Annotated in this window: 17 protein-coding genes and 1 pseudogene; 1 reads left to right on the forward strand and 17 read right to left on the reverse strand. The window is 61.6% G+C overall.

The features are described from left to right. Window positions 1-178: 178 nt before the first annotated feature. The 12 genes from L286_RS40880 to L286_RS40930 all read right to left on the reverse strand — a co-directional run bounded on the left by L286_RS40880 (window position 179) and on the right by L286_RS40930 (window position 9374). Complete coding sequence (locus tag L286_RS40880) at window positions 179-1123, reverse strand: type IV secretion system protein (RefSeq protein WP_015449342.1); 945 nt, start codon at window positions 1121-1123, stop codon at window positions 179-181. 18 nt (window positions 1124-1141) lie between these two features. Next, window positions 1142-1354: an EexN family lipoprotein gene (locus tag L286_RS48635; RefSeq protein WP_152522355.1), complete on the reverse strand. Its 213-nt coding sequence runs from the start codon at window positions 1352-1354 to the stop codon at window positions 1142-1144. Beyond that, window positions 1354-2073 carry a type IV secretion system protein gene (locus tag L286_RS40885; RefSeq protein ID WP_021223804.1) on the reverse strand — a complete coding sequence of 240 codons (720 nt, stop codon included), beginning with the start codon at window positions 2071-2073 and terminating at the stop codon, window positions 1354-1356. Before L286_RS40885 ends, L286_RS48635 begins: the two co-directional genes overlap by 1 nt. Window positions 2074-2076: 3 nt before the next feature. Continuing rightward, window positions 2077-4485 (reverse strand): VirB4 family type IV secretion/conjugal transfer ATPase, encoded by a 2409-nt coding sequence (locus L286_RS40890; protein ID WP_021223805.1) that lies wholly within the window; start codon window positions 4483-4485, stop codon window positions 2077-2079. Continuing rightward, entirely contained in the window at window positions 4478-4828 is a 351-nt protein-coding gene (locus L286_RS40895; RefSeq protein WP_015449339.1) for a type IV secretion system protein VirB3, read from the reverse strand. The genes L286_RS40890 and L286_RS40895 overlap by 8 nt, the downstream gene beginning before the upstream one ends. Then, complete coding sequence (locus L286_RS40900; RefSeq protein WP_021223806.1) at window positions 4825-5163, reverse strand: TrbC/VirB2 family protein; 339 nt, start codon at window positions 5161-5163, stop codon at window positions 4825-4827. The genes L286_RS40895 and L286_RS40900 overlap by 4 nt, the downstream gene beginning before the upstream one ends. After that, window positions 5160-5828, reverse strand: a complete 669-nt coding sequence (locus L286_RS40905) for a lytic transglycosylase domain-containing protein (RefSeq protein ID WP_021223807.1) — start codon at window positions 5826-5828, stop codon at window positions 5160-5162. The genes L286_RS40900 and L286_RS40905 overlap by 4 nt, the downstream gene beginning before the upstream one ends. Beyond that, entirely contained in the window at window positions 5825-6013 is a 189-nt protein-coding gene (locus L286_RS49845; protein WP_443214993.1) for a hypothetical protein, read from the reverse strand. Before L286_RS49845 ends, L286_RS40905 begins: the two co-directional genes overlap by 4 nt. Before the next feature lie 200 nt (window positions 6014-6213). Next, a complete protein-coding gene (locus L286_RS40915; protein ID WP_021223809.1) occupies window positions 6214-7158 on the reverse strand; it encodes a phytanoyl-CoA dioxygenase family protein in 945 nt (314 codons plus the stop codon). Window positions 7159-7168: 10 nt separating this feature from the next. Further along, complete coding sequence (locus L286_RS40920) at window positions 7169-7780, reverse strand: acyl-homoserine-lactone synthase (protein WP_021223810.1); 612 nt, start codon at window positions 7778-7780, stop codon at window positions 7169-7171. A 72-nt stretch (window positions 7781-7852) separates the two neighbouring features. After that, entirely contained in the window at window positions 7853-8596 is a 744-nt protein-coding gene (locus L286_RS40925; RefSeq protein ID WP_021223811.1) for a LuxR family transcriptional regulator, read from the reverse strand. A 16-nt stretch (window positions 8597-8612) separates the two neighbouring features. After that, the gene (locus tag L286_RS40930) at window positions 8613-9374 is read right to left on the reverse strand and encodes a helix-turn-helix transcriptional regulator (RefSeq protein ID WP_031293485.1); all 762 of its coding nucleotides are present in this window, start codon (window positions 9372-9374) and stop codon (window positions 8613-8615) included. Window positions 9375-9594: 220 nt separating this feature from the next. Between L286_RS40930 and L286_RS40935 the strand changes: the two genes are divergently transcribed. After that, on the forward strand, window positions 9595-10161 hold the full coding sequence (locus L286_RS40935; protein ID WP_021223813.1) for a hypothetical protein: 567 nt from the start codon (window positions 9595-9597) through the stop codon (window positions 10159-10161). 574 nt (window positions 10162-10735) lie between these two features. Here L286_RS40935 and L286_RS48050 read toward each other — a convergent pair. The 5 genes and pseudogenes from L286_RS48050 to L286_RS40960 form a co-directional block, all read right to left on the reverse strand. Further along, window positions 10736-11517 (reverse strand): annotated as a pseudogene (locus L286_RS48050) (IS5 family transposase). A 1049-nt stretch (window positions 11518-12566) separates the two neighbouring features. Next, a complete protein-coding gene (locus tag L286_RS40945) occupies window positions 12567-12851 on the reverse strand; it encodes a hypothetical protein (protein WP_021223816.1) in 285 nt (94 codons plus the stop codon). A gap of 4 nt (window positions 12852-12855) precedes the next feature. Next, window positions 12856-15390, reverse strand: a complete 2535-nt coding sequence (locus L286_RS40950) for a cbb3-type cytochrome c oxidase subunit I (protein ID WP_021223817.1) — start codon at window positions 15388-15390, stop codon at window positions 12856-12858. Continuing rightward, window positions 15387-16316 (reverse strand): cytochrome c oxidase subunit II, encoded by a 930-nt coding sequence (gene coxB / locus L286_RS40955; RefSeq protein WP_021223818.1) that lies wholly within the window; start codon window positions 16314-16316, stop codon window positions 15387-15389. Before coxB ends, L286_RS40950 begins: the two co-directional genes overlap by 4 nt. A gap of 1 nt (window position 16317) precedes the next feature. Next, entirely contained in the window at window positions 16318-16689 is a 372-nt protein-coding gene (locus L286_RS40960; protein WP_021223819.1) for a c-type cytochrome, read from the reverse strand. Window positions 16690-16710: the final 21 nt, after the last annotated feature.

The raw sequence follows: 16710 nt of genomic DNA on the forward strand, positions 1-16710 counted from the left end.
CGCTCCCATAGATATTCACGTCACGCAGATGGTGCCCGTTGCAAACGGCCAGCTTCTTGGGTCCGGACGCGCATGCCGCGAGGCCCAGCAGTGGAAGGCTGCCGATCAGGCAGAAAGTAACCTGGCGGATGGTGAACGTCGATTTTTGAGGACAGGGCAAGGTCATGGTGATGTCTCACTATGCCGCTTCGATGGAGCCGCCCCGACGAGCGGCGCGCTCCAGATTGCGGCTGTTGCGCGCAATGCGGCGTTGTCGGAAGGGAGATGCCATCGTCCCCCAGGCGGTCCCGGCGAAGGCACCAACCCCCGCAGCGGCGCCGCCCGCAATGCCGGTGGCAATGGCCGGAGCCTGGAAAAAGAAAATCGTCCCGAGGAAGAGGTAGACGGCGTAGATGACTGCAGCGATCGTGACGTCCGACTTGGCCTCAGCCTCCGCCAACGCGGCCGCGCCCAAATCCGCGACCAGCACTGTGATGGCAATGATCACCGCAATTAGAATGATATAGTTGAAGGCTTGCCCGAGCCACCCATGAAAGAACCGACGAGTCGGCTCGAACAGAGCGAGAGCAATAAATATCGGGCCTAGAGCTATGAGGATCGCCAGCGCCACCTTGGCGAATATCGTAATGGCAAATCCTATAGCTGCAGAAAGGCCAGCCAAGGCGTATAATACAATCGCCAGCGTCAAAAGAACCAGCTTCCAAGGATTTATGTCGAGGTACGTCTCTGCTTCCGCCCGGATAAGACGGATGACATCGTCAACCTGACTAAAATAGTGGTCAAATGCCGAACCAGCGGTGCCGATCGTTTTACCGGCAAGAGCCTGTGCGATCGCATCGGGCATCCCGTGGAAGAGCGGATCGATAATCCACTCCGAATAGGCGACTGTCGTGGCCGCCATATACAACACACAGAGCTTGACCATCCGGGCGAACAGCTCGCCCCACGGCTCGCTAATTATACCTCGCATGACCATAAATCCGAACAAGGCGATATAGATTACGAGGCCGACGGCGAGTGGACCCCGGATTACTTCCACGACGTTTGACAATCGATCATTGAGAAAAAGATCGAGCTTGCCGTCGATATCGGCATAGATGGTCGAGAAAATGGTGGAGGACATTGAACGGTTCTGCGATCTTCATCGACCCAAGGATTGTTCAAGGTTTCTGGAATTCTCGACGCTTTTCGCGTTGCTGCACTCCTGCGGATCGATGTGGGTGCCGTTTGAGCAGGCCTCCAGAATTCGTGACATCTCCTGCGGTGAGTTCGCGAGTTCGTCCTTCCCTTTTGTTACGTCGCAGGCGCAGAGCAGCAGCGTTGTGACCAGTGCGGCGGGTCCGGCTAATTTCATCACCGGGTCTCGCCCAACGATTGTTCAAGCTTGGCCAGAGCTTCTTCTCCTTGGCGCTGCGAACGTAACCGATCCTCCGCATCCTGCCGCATGCGGAGCGCCTGCAACTGCAAGGCATCATTCTGGATGTGGGCGTTTTCGACCCCTACCCTTGCCTGAATGTCCATGACCTGTTTCGCGTCCGAAGCCGTATCGAGCGAGGTGCGCAGTTCTTCCAAGCCCGCTGTGCGTTGGGCCGAGACGCCATAGGCCGACTCCGCGATCGCGGCATCGCGGGCGGCTAGATCGCCATTTCGCAACAGAGTGTCGCGCGACGCCCGCTCATAGGCTGAGGCGCCTGGCCGCAGGTCCGGCAGCGCAATGCGGTTGGCATCGCGAATTCGGGTCGCGGCACTGCCAAGCGATCCCAGGCTGGCATTGTCCGACGACATCAACCTGCCGAGGTCGCGGGCCTCGCGCGGCAGAAGATGGCGCATCGCGTCGGTGGAAAGCGACGGGGCAATGCCGTTGACGTCGGTGACCTGATTGAAGCTACCGTAGAGCTGCTTGGCCTCGGCGATCTGCTCCTTGCCCTGCTCGATCATCGACAGGGTGTTCTTGACCGTGGCGAGCGCCTGCAAATAGCCAGAGCTGTCATAGACCGGTATGCCTTGGGCGGCGGCCGGACCTGCTGTTCCCAGGATAATCGCACCGATCGCTGCGATTTTGCCTTTACGCATAGCTCATCCTTTCCTGCTCGATGGAGACCGACGCTGCCCGTGAAAGAGAGGCAGCCAGTTTTCGGGATCGTCGCCGACCTCGGCGCGGATGGCATCGAGCAGCGTCACCGTTTCCGTGGTGCCCGAGAGAACTGCCAGCTCGTCGGAGAGACCGCCAAGATCGAGCTCTACGACGATCGAGTCATGGCCTTGCTTGACCAGGAACCGGCGGGATTCCGGATTCAGATCGTGGCGGATGAGCTTGAACTCCGCCTGGGTCAGACCCAGTCCATCGACATAGTCCGTTTCGCGGCCATAGGGGTTGGGCAGCAATATCTTGGTCGCAACCTGCTCCATGATACTGTGCGAAATGTCCGAACGCAGCGCATCCGCAGGGCTTTGCGTGCCGAAGACAAGAAAGGCATTCTGCTTGCGGTAGGTCTTGAGGCCGTCCTGCGCGAAGGCGCGAAACGCATCGTCCCCCAAGGCTTTCCAGAATTCGTCGATGTCGATCACAAGCCGCCGGCCGTCGAGGAGACCGTCGATCCGGTGGAACATGTACATCATGAGCGGCGTGCGGACTTCGGGGTTGTCGAGAAAATCGGTCATGTCGAAGCCGACGAACGGCGCCTCGAGCGACAAAGCGTCGATCTCATTGTCGAACACCCAGCCGAGCGACCCTCCCCGTGCCCATTTCTCCAGCCGGGCACCGATGCCTTCCGGGTCGCGCTGACCGAGCAGCTGGCGAAGCGCGAGAATGGAGCGGTCCTCCGGCGCGAGGCGTCCGAGCGAGGCCAGCCCCTCGTCGATCATGCGCTCCTGTGTGACGCCGAGCTGTCCTCCGACCGGCGTCACAAGTTGGCGGATCAAGCGCCCCAGGAAGACAAGATTGCGTGGACCATAGTCGAGCGCCCGCAGAGGCGCGAAACCTGTAGGTTCCCCATTCTTCAGCGTCAGATAGATCCCGCCCGCGGATCGGACATAGATCTCCGCGCCGCGGTCCTTGTCGATGAAGATCTGCTGCGCGCCCGTCTTCTCGAGCTGCGCCATCAGAAAATTCTGGACGACGGTCTTGCCCGCGCCGGAAGGACCGATGATCAGTGTGTGGCCCAAATCGCCGACATGGAAGTTGAAATAATAGGGCGATTGCGCGGCCGTCTTCATCATGGCGATGGCAGGCCCCCAATGGTTCCCGTTGGCTCGGCCCGCAGGATAAGTGTGGAACGGCGCCAAGGCGGCAAAATTGCGCGAGGTGATCGCCGCCGGCCGCGCCCGCCATGCGAAATTTCCGGGCAGCTGCGCCCAGAACGCCGCTTCGAGCGCTGGTCCTTCGCGCGCCGCCACCAGGCCGGCATCGGCCAGTGCCGCGCGCGCGGCCGAGAGATTATCGGCAAGCCGCCTCTGGCTCTCGGCGAAGACGGCCAGTGAGAAATGATGCTCCCCGAGCACGAACCGGTTGCTTTGCAGATCGTCGGCGGCATCGGCGAGATCGAGCGCCTGGCTCGCTGCGGCATCCTCGGTCGAGGCCATCTGGTTCTGACGGCGGCGCAGGCGTTCGGCTGCCCGCGCCTTGCCCATGAAAGTGAAGGATTGGGAGACGACGAAGGCGAAATCCTGGCCGAGCAAGGCATTCATCTGGCCCGGGCGCGTGAGCGCGGGATACTCTCTGATCCCGAAGATACCCTGCCAGCGGCTTGCGTCATGGGCGCGGATCTCAACTGTCTCGCGTCCGAAGATCACGCGCTCGCCATAAAGCGCCGATCCCAGATGACCGCGGACGAGCGGAACCCTGGATCGCGCGCCCATCATCACTTGCTCGAGCACCTCGAGCGGGGTGGAGAAGATAAGGCCATTATGCTCGTAGAGGGCGAGGCGCGACGGGCTGCAGCGGCGGAGCAGCTTCTCGATGTCCCGTGCCTTCTCCTCGAAGCGCGCCAGTTCATCGGGATCGACTTCCTGCGCCGCCGCCCTGGCTTTCGCGAATCGCTTGAGAAGCAGCCCGGTCCGGTCGGTCGATCCGACTGCTGGACGCATGAGCAGCGTCAGATAATGCTCGTTGACGAACATCCGCTTGGCGGTGACGCGCGCACGATATTTGCTGTCGAGCTCGGCGGCGAACCTCGAGCGGAACTCCCCTTCGGGATAGTCCCCTACGGCTGAGCGGACGATGTGGGTCCAGATCGCAAGCCGATCGTCGGCGATGTTGCGCCAGGTGCCGTTGAGCTTCTCGTGCCAATCGTTGAGGTGGATCGGATCAGCCGTCTCGAAAGCCAGGCCTTCGAGGCGGAACATCATCATGAGATCGCCGCTATCGAGCGCAATCACATCGGGCGTCGCATGGCGGGCATAGGGAAGATAGCGCCCGGGCTCCGCTTCTCGGGCCAGAACCCGCCAGGGCGTCTTGCGTGGCGGCAGTTGGGCGGCGCTAGCCACGCGCGAAACCCTTCCGCTTCATCCCCGCGACCGGCAGCGGTGAATAGGAACTGCCTCCCCACCAGCCGCGGTTCCGGCAGCGCGCCTTGGTCAAGGTCCACAACCATAACAGGCGAAAGGCATTGGCGTCGTGGCGCACGATGAGGCGCGCGACCGCGAGGCATGCACCGCCGATCGCCACCGCGTAAAGCGGATTGCCGCTGACGATCAGGGTGAGACAGGCAGCAAGCGCGATCGGCAAGGACGCTTCGAGCGGCACGCCCAGCCACATCGTCGGCCGGGTCACCGCAAGGAAGAGCGTTTCCTCGCGCAGCCGTTCGTTCGAGGACGCTGCCTCCTTCACGCGCCACCCGTGATGGTATCGACGATCCACTGCGCGCTGAAGACGATGAAAATGCCGACGATGACCGTCACCAAAAGGCCAAGGCTCGCCCGTCCAGTGAAGAACATGAAACCGACGATGACGACGGCGATGACCGCAATCGTCTTGGCAAAGGTTCCCGTCAGCCAGGTCTTGATGTTCTCCGCCATCGAGGTGATGCCGTCCGCGCCCTGCGCATGGGCGGGATCGCTGAGCAGCAATGAGACAAGCACCGCCAGACCGACGATGCCGGCGATGCGCAGCAGAAGACGCGCCCATTGGGGCTGGGAGCCCAGGCGGGCGGTGATCGCTGTCATGGATGCTTTCCTTTCTCAGAAGTTGCCCCGTCCCCGAAGACCATGAGCGAGGCCTGCCGGGCATCGGCGGTGGTGTTCCAGCCGGCCGCCTGCGTCGCCGCGAGCGCGGAGGCTTGCGGATTGGCGCTCGCCGCGTCGGCAATCTGGACAGGTGCCGGCATGACAGGCGCTGGGCGCCTGCCGCGGATCAAGGGGATGACGGTTGACGCGCTGGCATAAACCCGGGCGACATAACCATTGCGAAAGCCGCGCCGCCGATCGCCGGTATTGTAGAGCGAAAGCGCTGTTGCGATCGCATGGTCCGAACTCTGGGCGGAGTGCGCCACCGACTGATAGTTGGTCGTCAACACCCGCGCGGCGGCGGCAAGGTTGCGGCACGGCTCGAAGGCATCCTCCACCGACAGACCCAGCCATCCGAGGTTGGCGCTGTTGATCTGCCCCAAGCCCAAGTCGATGTTGTAGCCTTGGCGAATGAGGCGACGCGCGGCGGCAATCGCCTGTGCCCTCGTCGCCGGCACCGGCTTGCGCGCACCCGGACTGTTGACCCCGATCGCCAGCGTGTTGAATCGGCTTTCCGTGTGAATGATCGAGATCAGCGTCTCAGGCGCCACGCTTGGCGCGCATGAGCCTGCAAGGGCGAGAAGACTGGCGACGTCGAGGATCATCGAGCGAGATCCTGCAGCCGCTCGACATGGGCCAGCGAGGTCTCGCGGCGTCCATCGCTGAAGGTCATGACAACCCGGCGCCGCGTTGCGGAATCGCGATCGTAGACCTTGGTACGAGCAACACCGCCGCCGCTACAGGCGGGAAAAGAGCCGCCGGTGGCCAAGCGCTGCCACAACTTGGTCATGGGCGCGACGCACTGGGCATATTGCGTCGCGCCACTAGGATTGGAAAGGCACAGTAGAACCTGGCAGCCCAAGTCATTCGCTCGCGCGGGAGTCGGTCGAAGGGCGGTGCCCATGGCGAGCACCGCCAGGCTGAGAGTCACGCGTTGCATCGGGTCATTCCCCCGCGAGAGACACCTCCCACGTCGGGAATTGGCGTCAGCTATCCGTTGGATTGCACCTCTCTTTTGTTCCGCCCGGCCCCGATTTCGGCAATCCCCCCAGCCGGGGGGAGTTGGCCTGTGCGTTGCTGGTCCAGGAATTCGGCCAGCGCACCTTCCTGATCGGGGCGCAGGGCATCGGTGGCAGCCAGATATTCCGGCGGTTCGCCCCGAAGCAGGATGGACGGACACTGGCCGTTATAATTGCCGAGATTGGGACGGTGCTGCTGGTAGCCGACCAACGCGGCAAGCTCTGGATCGAACGCACGGGCCACATTGGGCGGATAGGTCAGCCATTGATTTTCGTAGGGCTTCAGCCAGCCCAAGCAATAGCTGACAATGATGCCACGCCGGATCGCGCCAGTTATGTTGGCGCCGGCGCCATGCAGCGTAGAACCGAGGAAGAGGATCGCCGAACCCGGCTCCGCCTCAATCGCCACGGGCTGCGCGTCCTGCGTGGAGCCGGCATTATGGCTCCCAGGCCAGATCAATGTGGCGCCGTTTTCAGCTTTGAACGGAGTAACCGGCCACATCACGTTGACGAGATATTCGATCTCGCCGGTCGGGCCACGCCACATATCCTGATCCCTGTGAGGAAACTGCGCCGGGGCTCCTGGATGCAGTTCGAGCGCCTGCGTCAAGTTGAGCTGGATGGTATCGCACCAGGGGTCGAGAACCGACCGCACCAGGCGCATGATCGCGCCATGGCGCACGAGCCGTTTGACAGCAGGTACGCGTTTCAAAAGGCCGCCGAAGCGCTTGGTGCGCGGACCGTAGAAGCCGCCCTGACAAAAGGGTGTGGCGGCAAAGCGCGGATCGAGGGCCTGATCGATCTCCGCGATCTCTGTCTTGGATGCGATGTCCCGCAACACGCAGAAGCCGTGCCGCTGCAAATCGTCATCGACGGCAGGTTCGACAGCTTGGCGATAGGTGGAGAGATTTGTCATAGCGCCCTCCTCAAGCAGCCTTGGCTAGATAGGCAAGGCCGACCGAGCGCCAGATGCCGCTGGCCTGCAGCTGCTCGCGGGTGCGGCCATCGATGTCGATCTGCAAAGCGACAAGGCAGCGGCCGCTTGTCGAGCCGGGCAGGCCGAGGGGACGGCATGCCCAGCCAAAGCTCAGGATCTGTTGGAACCAGGACCACTCAGCGACGCCGGTGTAACTGCCGATATGATTGCAGAGCGCATATTCGACGAGCGCGGACACCAACCGGTTGCGCACCTCCAGGCGCTCTCGTGCCCGCAATCGTCGTGCAAGACAAAAGCGCGTGATCTCGAGGATCGCACCACCCCGGGGAGGCGCTTGTTCACATAGCTCGGGGAAAATGATGCCGAGAATATGGTCACCGGTCGTGGGAAGCAGCCGCGCCGAGGCAAGATGCTCGCCCTCGGCGTCGGCTATCACGATGTAGACGGCAGAGCCATTGTCGAACTGGTCGATTTCATAACGACCGGCGAGGACCGGCACGTCCCAGCGCAGAAGATCGACGAATACCCGTTTGCGTTCCTCGAACATCGAACGGAACAGGCGGTTTTCCATGGCGCGGGCAGCGCCGGTTTCAATATGCATGACAGCCTCCTTTGGTGAGGCGGTCAGTCGATCAGGCCCGCGTCCTTTCGGTTATCCCCAGTCTTGGGGAGATCATCGCCCGAAAACATCTGCGAAGCTGATCTGTCCATCGAACAAAGCGCGGATCGCCAGCAGCGTGCGCTTCGTCACGCCGTAACGGTCGCGCGCATCCTTGACATGCTGGATCACCGTTTCCTGCCCGATGCCGAGGATCGGGCTGATCTCCCAGTCAGTCTTCCCGCGCGCGACCAGCGCTACACATTCAGCCTGCCGCTCGGTCAGGCTCGGGCCTTCGCATGGAGCTTGGGTTTGCCGGGACAGTCTGCGCGCAGCTTCGAATGCGAAGCTGCCAATGAGCTGGACGAGCGGGAGCTGTCGTTGATCGAGCACATCGCCCGCCCCCATGGCGAATGAGCAGGACCCATTCACCTCACCAGGAATGTGGGCAGGAACCGTGAAACCATCGCCCAGCCCGGCATCGTGTGCCTCCGCCAGGATCGACCGATCAGCGGCGCTGAGCGTGATGAGGGATTGCACCGCCGACCAGGCAAAGCCGATATTAGTGCGATGGCTGGCACGATGGATCGGGTCACTGGCATAGAGGCGCCGCGCCTGGAAACGCTCCACCCATTCCGGCGGATAATCGACGATATGGACAGAGCTCACCGCTGGCTTGAGGTCGATATGGTGGACCAGGGCAAAGTACCGAAAACCCATCTCACGCGTGATCTCGGCCATCAGGCCGGCGAGTGCTCGACTGTCCTTGATTGTCGCGGCGATCGCGCAGAATTCCTGAACTTGGCCAAGCCAGATCATCACGGCCCAAGCGAGATCAGAGAAGCGCGTCCATGTTGAGATGACCGTCGCGAACCGCGCGCAGGACTAGCTGCGTTCGGCGCCGAACGCCGTAGCGCCGGCGCGCGGATTCAACATATTCGTGCACGGTGTCGCGGCTAAGCCCAAGGATCTGGGCAATCTCCCAATCGCTCTTACCCTGCGCGACGAGCGCGATGCATTCGACCTGGCGCGGACTGAGGGAAACGAACGCCAAGGTCCTCATCTCTTCGCCGAGCAGTTGTCGCGCCCGGTCATAGGCGACCGAACCCAGCAACCGGGCAGTGAGAATTTCCGCCGCATCCAGCGGTTCATCGCGCGGTCGGGCGACGGTGAAAATCGCCTCAGGCTCACCCAGCATCCTGATCGGCAAGCTATAGCCCGCTGCAAGATCATGATCCCTGGCGCGTTGCAGAATGCTTCGCTGGCGCGACGAAAGCTCAAGCACGTCGCCCACCCGATCCCAGGCGAGCCCCGATGGCGTGCGGGCGCAGGCCGCGTGGATGGGGTCCTCGACATAGTGGCGCTCCTCAAGCACCTCTTCGAGCCAAGCCGGCGGATAGGTGGTGAGGAAGAGGCGCTGCCCGCCTCCGCGCCGAAGGTCGACATTGTGGAGCAGCGTGAACCAGCGGAAGCCAAGTTCGCGCACGGTCGCATCGATGGTTCCTCGCAGATCGCCAAGGCTTTCAGCACGCTCACATTCCTCTGCGAAACGCGTGAGGTCAGCCAAGCGGCCGCAGTCTGTTATCCAGTTCGTCATAGACGGTCGAAGCTCGTCGCCAGGACGACTCCCCGTCCAGCCCTGAGCGGCCAGCCCGGCGATTATCGCGGTGAGTTGAGAACAATTCGCAACAGCCTTGGGGAATGAATCGTCTATGACACTTTACCAGCAGGTAAAGTGTCATAGACGACAAACGACGCGCCACAGTGCAGATTTCGGATTCACATTGATCCTCGTCTGTGCTTGATTCAGTCACGTTATGTTTCATCCCACCACGCTTCTTGAGCCCTCCGGCAGCTGCGACATCGCAGCCGTGCTGGAGAGATTGGCGCAGGTCTCAAGCCGCCCCCGCTACGCCTTCATGCTACTCAACCTGATTGCCCAGGTCGCCGGGCCCGACGGGAGCGCTGGCCCTTGGATCAGGCAGGACGACCAGTTCGTTTCGCTGCGCGACTGGCTCTGCGATGCGCTCATCCCAATGGCCCAGCGGCCCCCGCGGAGCGCAGCGCTCGCAGATCGTGTTCAACGACAACTCAACAAAGACGGGCTACTCCCCAGCGATGCGAACGAAGCACAACAGACTATCGCCAAAGAAATGCGCACACGCATTCGGAATGCTGGCAAGAGCAATCTGAGCCGTGCCGTGACTGAGCTTGTAAGCGCTGACCTCCTCCGCCGCCATTATCACGGTTACAGGATTGATCATCGAAATCGTGGCGGCCAGCGCCAAGCGGTTTATACATTAATTGGTGATGCATTGAGATTGCTTCCGGCCGCTCGGAACCAGCCGCTTTCTACCGCCAAAGTACAGCCTTCGTTATTCTAATCGGGAGCAGGCAGTGGGATCACCTTTTTCCGATGGCAAGAAAGCATGGGGCGACTCTATCATTTAAGTAATAACCTGCTCAAGTTTTTTATGGGCCCGGACGAGCTTAGAAGGCGCAATTCGACTGGTTAGACCGGGATAGAATTCGCCGCTCTCGCTAACGTCACTTTCGCAGTGTAGCGAAACCAAGAATGCCGCCTTTAACCTTGATCCTTAAGCGCCATTCACGCCTCCCCTGGTGCAAGAAAGGACTGAGATGTCACTTGCGGTCTGAATCGCAGTTTTCGGGTGCACGGACCAAGGCTGTCGAGCACGAAGCGATAATCGGCCAAGGCCTTCGCACGTGTTTCCTTCGTCGGCGAAACATTGGCGCCCAACGGCGGAGTTGCCGGCAGCGAGCAGGCCAGTCGATACCATGCAAGTGTATCAGATGAGGGAGGTTTGCCGGTCTCCGCTATGAGTTCGGAAAACGAGACGTTCCAGCTTGGTGAAGTGCCCGGGCGATTTCGGATTGTGATCGAAGCGAAGGAGCCATCCTGCGTATTTAAGAATATTTGCGTTCTGCCTTGGCCTATTAGGCCGCGTTGACAAAAGACTTCAGCCATAGGCGTGCTGCGGCAAGGTTGAGGAAGCTCTCAAACGATAGGACGGTCTTGTCGTAACGGGTGGCGATGCGGCGCTGCTGCTTGAGTTTGGCGAACATGCGCTCAATGCGGTTGCGGTCCTTGTAGCGCCGGTAATCTGGATGAGCGGGTGCCTTGCGGTTGGATCGCGGCGGAATGACCGGCAGGATACCGCGCAGGAGCATGTTTTCGCGGAACCTGTCGCCGTCATATCCCTTGTCGGCGAGCAGGCCCTTGGGCGTCGGCAAGGGCAATGCCATCAGATCATCGGCAGCGGCATAGTCCGAGGCTTCACCGCCGGTCAGGATGAAGCCGATAGGACGTCCTTGATTGTCCGACCGGGCGTGGATCTTGCTCGTAAATCCGCCGCGCGATCGACCAAAAGCCTGCGCACGAGCCCCCCTTTTCCGCCCACGGCCGATACGTGGCCGCGAACTGTGGTGCTGTCGATCATGTGCTGCCAGTCGTCGGTGAGCCCCAGATCGACCAGCGTTTGCAGCATCGCATCCCAGACGCCTTGTTCCGCCCAGCGCCGGAACCGGACATAGACCGAGTTCCACTTGCCGTAACGCTCATGCATGTCCCGCCAGGGGCAGCCGACCCGCAACACGTGAAGCATGCCGTTGAGAAATCGCCGGTTATCGCCTGCAGGGCGAGCCCAGCGCCCGCGCTCAGATGGCAGCAGCGGTCCGATCACTTCCCATTCCGCATCCGACAAATCCCCGCGACCCATGCCTGCTCCTCAAAGAGCAGCCTTGAATCAGAACGCGAGCCCGTTGGGAATCCCTTTTGTCAACACGGCCTAGCGCACCGGGGACATGCAGCAAAGCACGTACGCCTGTTACCGGCGGTGGTGCATCTAGAGAAACGGCGGAACGCAAGATGCCGCGCAGACTCGCTTCTCGCGACAGGCTCCAGGGCAATTGCGCTGTAGGCGTAACAAGCTGCAATTCTCCAGGCCTTCCGGCCACGCTCCGTGCGAAGATAAAAGCCTCTTGGCCCTCCAGATTCTCAGCCCGGCCACGGTGGTCGAGCGGCAGATCGACTAGATATCTGATCGATTGCCCCAGGGGTTGTTTGCTCACTAGCAAAGTCTTTGCCTGGGCTTCGATGTAGAACCGTGCATATCCAGACCTCATGGCCGGTGAACGCGACGGATCGATTGGGATCATCGTATCTATTCGGACCAGCGCCACCAGCCCCGCTGAATAGGAGAGGTCTACGGCATCGGCATATGTGATGATGCGCTCCCCCTGGTCGTCTGCAAGGAGAGGCGCCATCGGGAAAAGTGCCGCAGTTGCCGAGATACATCTGGCCAGGATCCACGAAATCGCTCGCATTTGGCATTTCCTACATTCGGGCGGCGAACGCCCCGCATCCACCGAGGCAAATTCATTCAAGAATTTAGCTGCCTTATCAGTTGTATTGCAAGCGACTCTCTGCCTCGTGTGTCGTGAGAGGGGAGCGGCAGGCGCCATGTCAAAGTTCACCTTATCGTTTAGGCTTGATCTGTCGAAGCGCAGGTCATGCCTCCGGACACGACGCGCTGCCGTTCTAGTGCGATGGAGATACAGCCGCCTTGCAGGGAGTCATGGCTGATCTCGTCATGTTCCATATCGGTGGACCTCGAGCAGCGACTGGGCGAAAGCTCGACCCCGCCCACTGCATCTCTCGTCACAGGGGTGACAAAGTGTGTCAAGACGCGCGTTGTCTTCAACACAAGCCTGACCAGAACGCTTTCTCATTCAAGGACTACCGGCCACGTTGAGAAGACTGTACAGCTCACACGAGGAGGGCAGGCAGAGCCTGCCAGATGATAGCGATGGCGGCCAGGCCGGTCCCGCAGAGTGCAACAGCGCGCATCCATGCCTCCATGGTGGCCGACGCATCGCTCCGGAGCGTCCTGGCGAGCAACAGTCCGCTGACAGCAAGGCAGGCGAGCGTCACCATTAAGGTCAGCCCGCGGGCCAGCAGCGTCGTCAGGAAAATGCTCGCGATCGCATATAAGGCGAAGAAGTGCACTGCCCATAGGATGAGTCCGGCAAGCAGGAACGTCCAGCCGCGCATCGGCTCAGCCCCCGCCGAAGGCGCGGGTGACAAGCGCCGTCACCGTGCCCTGCCCTGCCGCGTAGATCACCCAGAGGACGCACAGATCGAGGCTGTTATTGCGCGGCCGCACGATCATGGCTCGGCTGTTGCGGGCCGAAATATAGGCCGCCATCAGCAGCCCGATCGCCGCCAACGTGCTGTCGAGCGACAGCAATGCATAGACGGTCGCGCCCTGGCCGCTCGCGTCGGGTCGCAACCCCGACGCGATCCAGCTCCACAGATCGACGCCCGTGCCGACTGCGAGCGCGAGCGTTGCGCACAGGAACAGCACCCCAGGGGTCCACAGCTGCGTCTTTTCCCGTGCAAGCATATATCGCGCGAGCAGCGCAAGGGTTGCGGCCAAGGCATAAGCGGGCAGGATCGCGCCGAGCCAGGCCAGCCCCGCCGGCGCGACCCAAAAACGTGGTTGGACCCCGTAGAGATAGAAGAAGCTGAACAGCGCCATGACGAAGATCATGCCGACCACCACCAGCAGGATCACCATCGCCCACCAGCCATGGCTACTCGGCCCGGTCACATAGGTCGGTAATCTGATGCCTGCGCCCACGTCCACATTGTCTTCCTTGACCAGCCGGTCGGTATCCCAAAGCCACCGCAGGACACAAAGGATTGCCAACAGCCCACATGCGAAGGAGGGTGTATAAGCCTGGACGGTAAGAAGTAGGAAAAAGCCTGCGGTGAACACGGCGGCGAGGAATGGCCAGACCGACGGCCCCGGCATGATCTGAAGATATTGTGGCTCGGCGCGCAGGGGGCTGGTGATGATCGTTTCGCGCAGGCCGGTCGCCGAACCGGGAAGGAAATAGCGCCCCTGCTCAACATCTTCCGCAAGCCTGGGTTCGTCCCACAGGGGCTCACGGCTTTTCACGACCGGGATGCTGCGTGTGGAATAGAGGCCGGTGGGCAGCCATTCCAACGTGCCGCCGCCATAGACGTTGCCCGCATCATTGTCGGTGGTGAACCGGAAATTGCGGGCAAGGTCGACCAGAAACAGCAGCACCCCAGCCGCGAGCAGGAAGGCGCCCGCGGTAGAGACCATGTTGACAACTTCCCAGTCACGGCCCGGCAGATAGGTATAGACGCGGCGTGGCATGCCCATGAACCCGGCTATGTGCATCGGCCAGAAGGTTATCTGCATGCCGATGAACATCAGCCAGAACGCCCATTTGCCGATCCGCTCGGAAAGCGGACGGCTGCTCGTCATCGGCGCCCAATAGTAGAATGCGGCGAACATGGGGAACACCATCCCGCCGATCAGCACATAATGAAGATGCGCGACGATGAAGTAGCTGTCGTGCACCTGCCAATCGAAAGGCACCATAGCCACCATCACGCCGGTGAGCCCGCCGATCACGAAGGTGACGAGACCGCCTAGCACGAAAAGCGTGGGCACATTGTAGCGTGGCTTGCCCACTGCAAAGGTCGCGATCCAGGAGAAGACCTGAATGCCCGCTGGCACGCTGACCGCCATGCTCGCGGCCGAGAAGAAGCCGACCGACAGGTTCGGCATTCCGGTCGTGAACATGTGGTGCGCCCATACGCCGAAGCTGATGAAGCCTGTCGCGAGGAAGGCGAGAACGATGAGGTAATGGCCCACGAGCGGAGTCCGGGCGAGCGTCGCCACCATCATCGAAACAAGCCCCGATGCGGGCAGGAAGATGATGTAGACCTCAGGATGGCCGAAAAACCAGAACAGATGCTGCCAAAGCAGCGCGTCGCCGCCGCGCGTGGGATCGAAAAAAGGCCAGTTGAACGCCCGCTCAAGCTCCAGCAGCAGCGTGCCCAGAATGACTGAAGGAAATCCCACCACGATCATCACGCCGAACACCAGCATTGCCCAGGCGTAGATGGGCATCTTGTCGAGCGTCATGCCGGGCGCGCGAGTCCGCAGCACGCCGACAATGATCTCGATCGCCCCCGCGATCGCGCTGATTTCGATGAAGCCGATGCCGAGCAGCCAAAAATCCGCATTGATGCCGGGCGAATAAGTGAGGCTGGTATAGGGCGGATACATGAACCATCCGCCATCCGGCGCAAGGCCCACGAGGATCGACGCGAAGAAGCACAGGCCGCCCACGAAATAGGCCCAGAACGCATAGGCCGACAGCCGCGGAAACGGCAGGTCGCGCGCCGCCAGCATCTGCGGCAGCAGCAGCACCCCGATCGCCTCCACCATCGGCACGGCGAAAAGGAACATCATCACCGTGCCGTGCATGGTGAAGAACTGGTTGTAGGTTTCCTGCGGCAGGAAGCCCTGGAGCGGCAGCGCGAGCTGGACCCGCATCACTAACGCAAGAATTCCTGCCAGAAGGAAGAAGAGGAAGGCGGTGGCGACATAGAAGAAGCCGACATAATTATTATTGACCGCCGTCAGCAGCTGCCAGCCTTTGGGCGCGCACCAGATGCGCTCCAGCTCCTGCAACTCTTCGTGCGGGCGCTCATCCCTGGTTGGGAAGCGATCGTAAAGCGCGGGATTGAAACCCGTCTCCGACGTCATTTCTGCGCGCCCAGATAATCCGCCAGAGCCTGCAGCTCCCCGGCCGACAGCGCCTTGTAGGGCGGCATGCGATTGCCCGGCTTGATCGATTGGCTGTCCCCGATCCAGCCCATCATCGTTCCGCGATTATTGGGCAGGATGCCGGCGCCCAGTGACCGGCGGGAACCGACATGAGTGAGGTCCGGCCCGGCGATGCCATTGGCATCCGTCCCGCCGATCCGGTGGCAGGCTGCGCATCCGGTGGATCGGAACAGCGCCGCGCCCGGCCCGCCTACCTGGGCGCGGACGCTGCGGCGCTGAGCCATGAGTGCATCGAAAGCAGCGGGTTCATGCGCAATGACGACGAAGCCCATCAACGCATGGGGACCTCCGCAATATTCCGCACATTGTCCGCCAAATACCCCCGGCGTATCGGCCTGGATCGGCAGGATGTTTCGCCGTCCGGGGACCATGTCGAGTTTGCCGGACAGGCGGGGGACCCAGAAGCTGTGGATCACGTCGCTTGATTCCAGTTCCAGTACGACTGGGCGGCCAGCGGGAATGTGCAACTCATTGGCGTCGAGCATATAGGGCTGGCCTTGCCCATCAAGATAAGCCACCCGCCACCACCACATCTCACCAGTGATGCGCACCCGCATCGCTTCGGTCGGCACGGGAGCGGTAAGGTTTCGGGTCAGGCTGAGTCCGTAAACAAGCAGCAGCGTCAACACAATCACCGGGAAGGCGATGCCGCCGATCCAGACCGCTTTTGTCCCGCCGAGCTTTTGCTTGAGCCGTCCGCTCCCGAAGAGCGCCACATAGAGCGCCGCGAGCACCACCGCCAATACTCCTGCCGCCATCGCCAACAGGATCCAGCTCAACGTCGTGATCGACCCTGCATAGGGTCCGGCAGGATCGAAGACGGGGATGATGGACGCATCGAACATATCAGCGTTTGCCGACCTGGTAGAGATAGGCAGCCACGTCCCGCGCTTGCGCATCGTTCAGCGGCATCGCTGGCATCGTCGTGCCCGGCAACACTGCTGGCGCATTGCGAACAAAGGCGGCAAGATTGTCAGGACGGTTGGGCAGCCTTCCCGCGATCAGGCCCTGAGCAGCAAACCCCTGGAGTGACGGACCGCTGCCACCCTGCGGCCAGCCGAGGCCGGGGATTGCATGACAGGCCCCGCATCCCACACGCTTGATCAATTCCAGGCCACGCGCGGCGCTCGCCTGCGGCATGTGATGCACCTCCTGCGGCGGGGGCTTGCATGCGGTGGTGAGCAGCAGCAGCGGCGAAAAGGCGCGTATCGTCAGCAATCGTCCCCCTTCTCTGCCGCC

Origin of the sequence: Sphingobium sp. HDIP04 (assembly GCF_000445085.1) — a bacterium.
GTDB classification, from domain to species: Bacteria; Pseudomonadota; Alphaproteobacteria; order Sphingomonadales; family Sphingomonadaceae; genus Sphingobium; species Sphingobium indicum.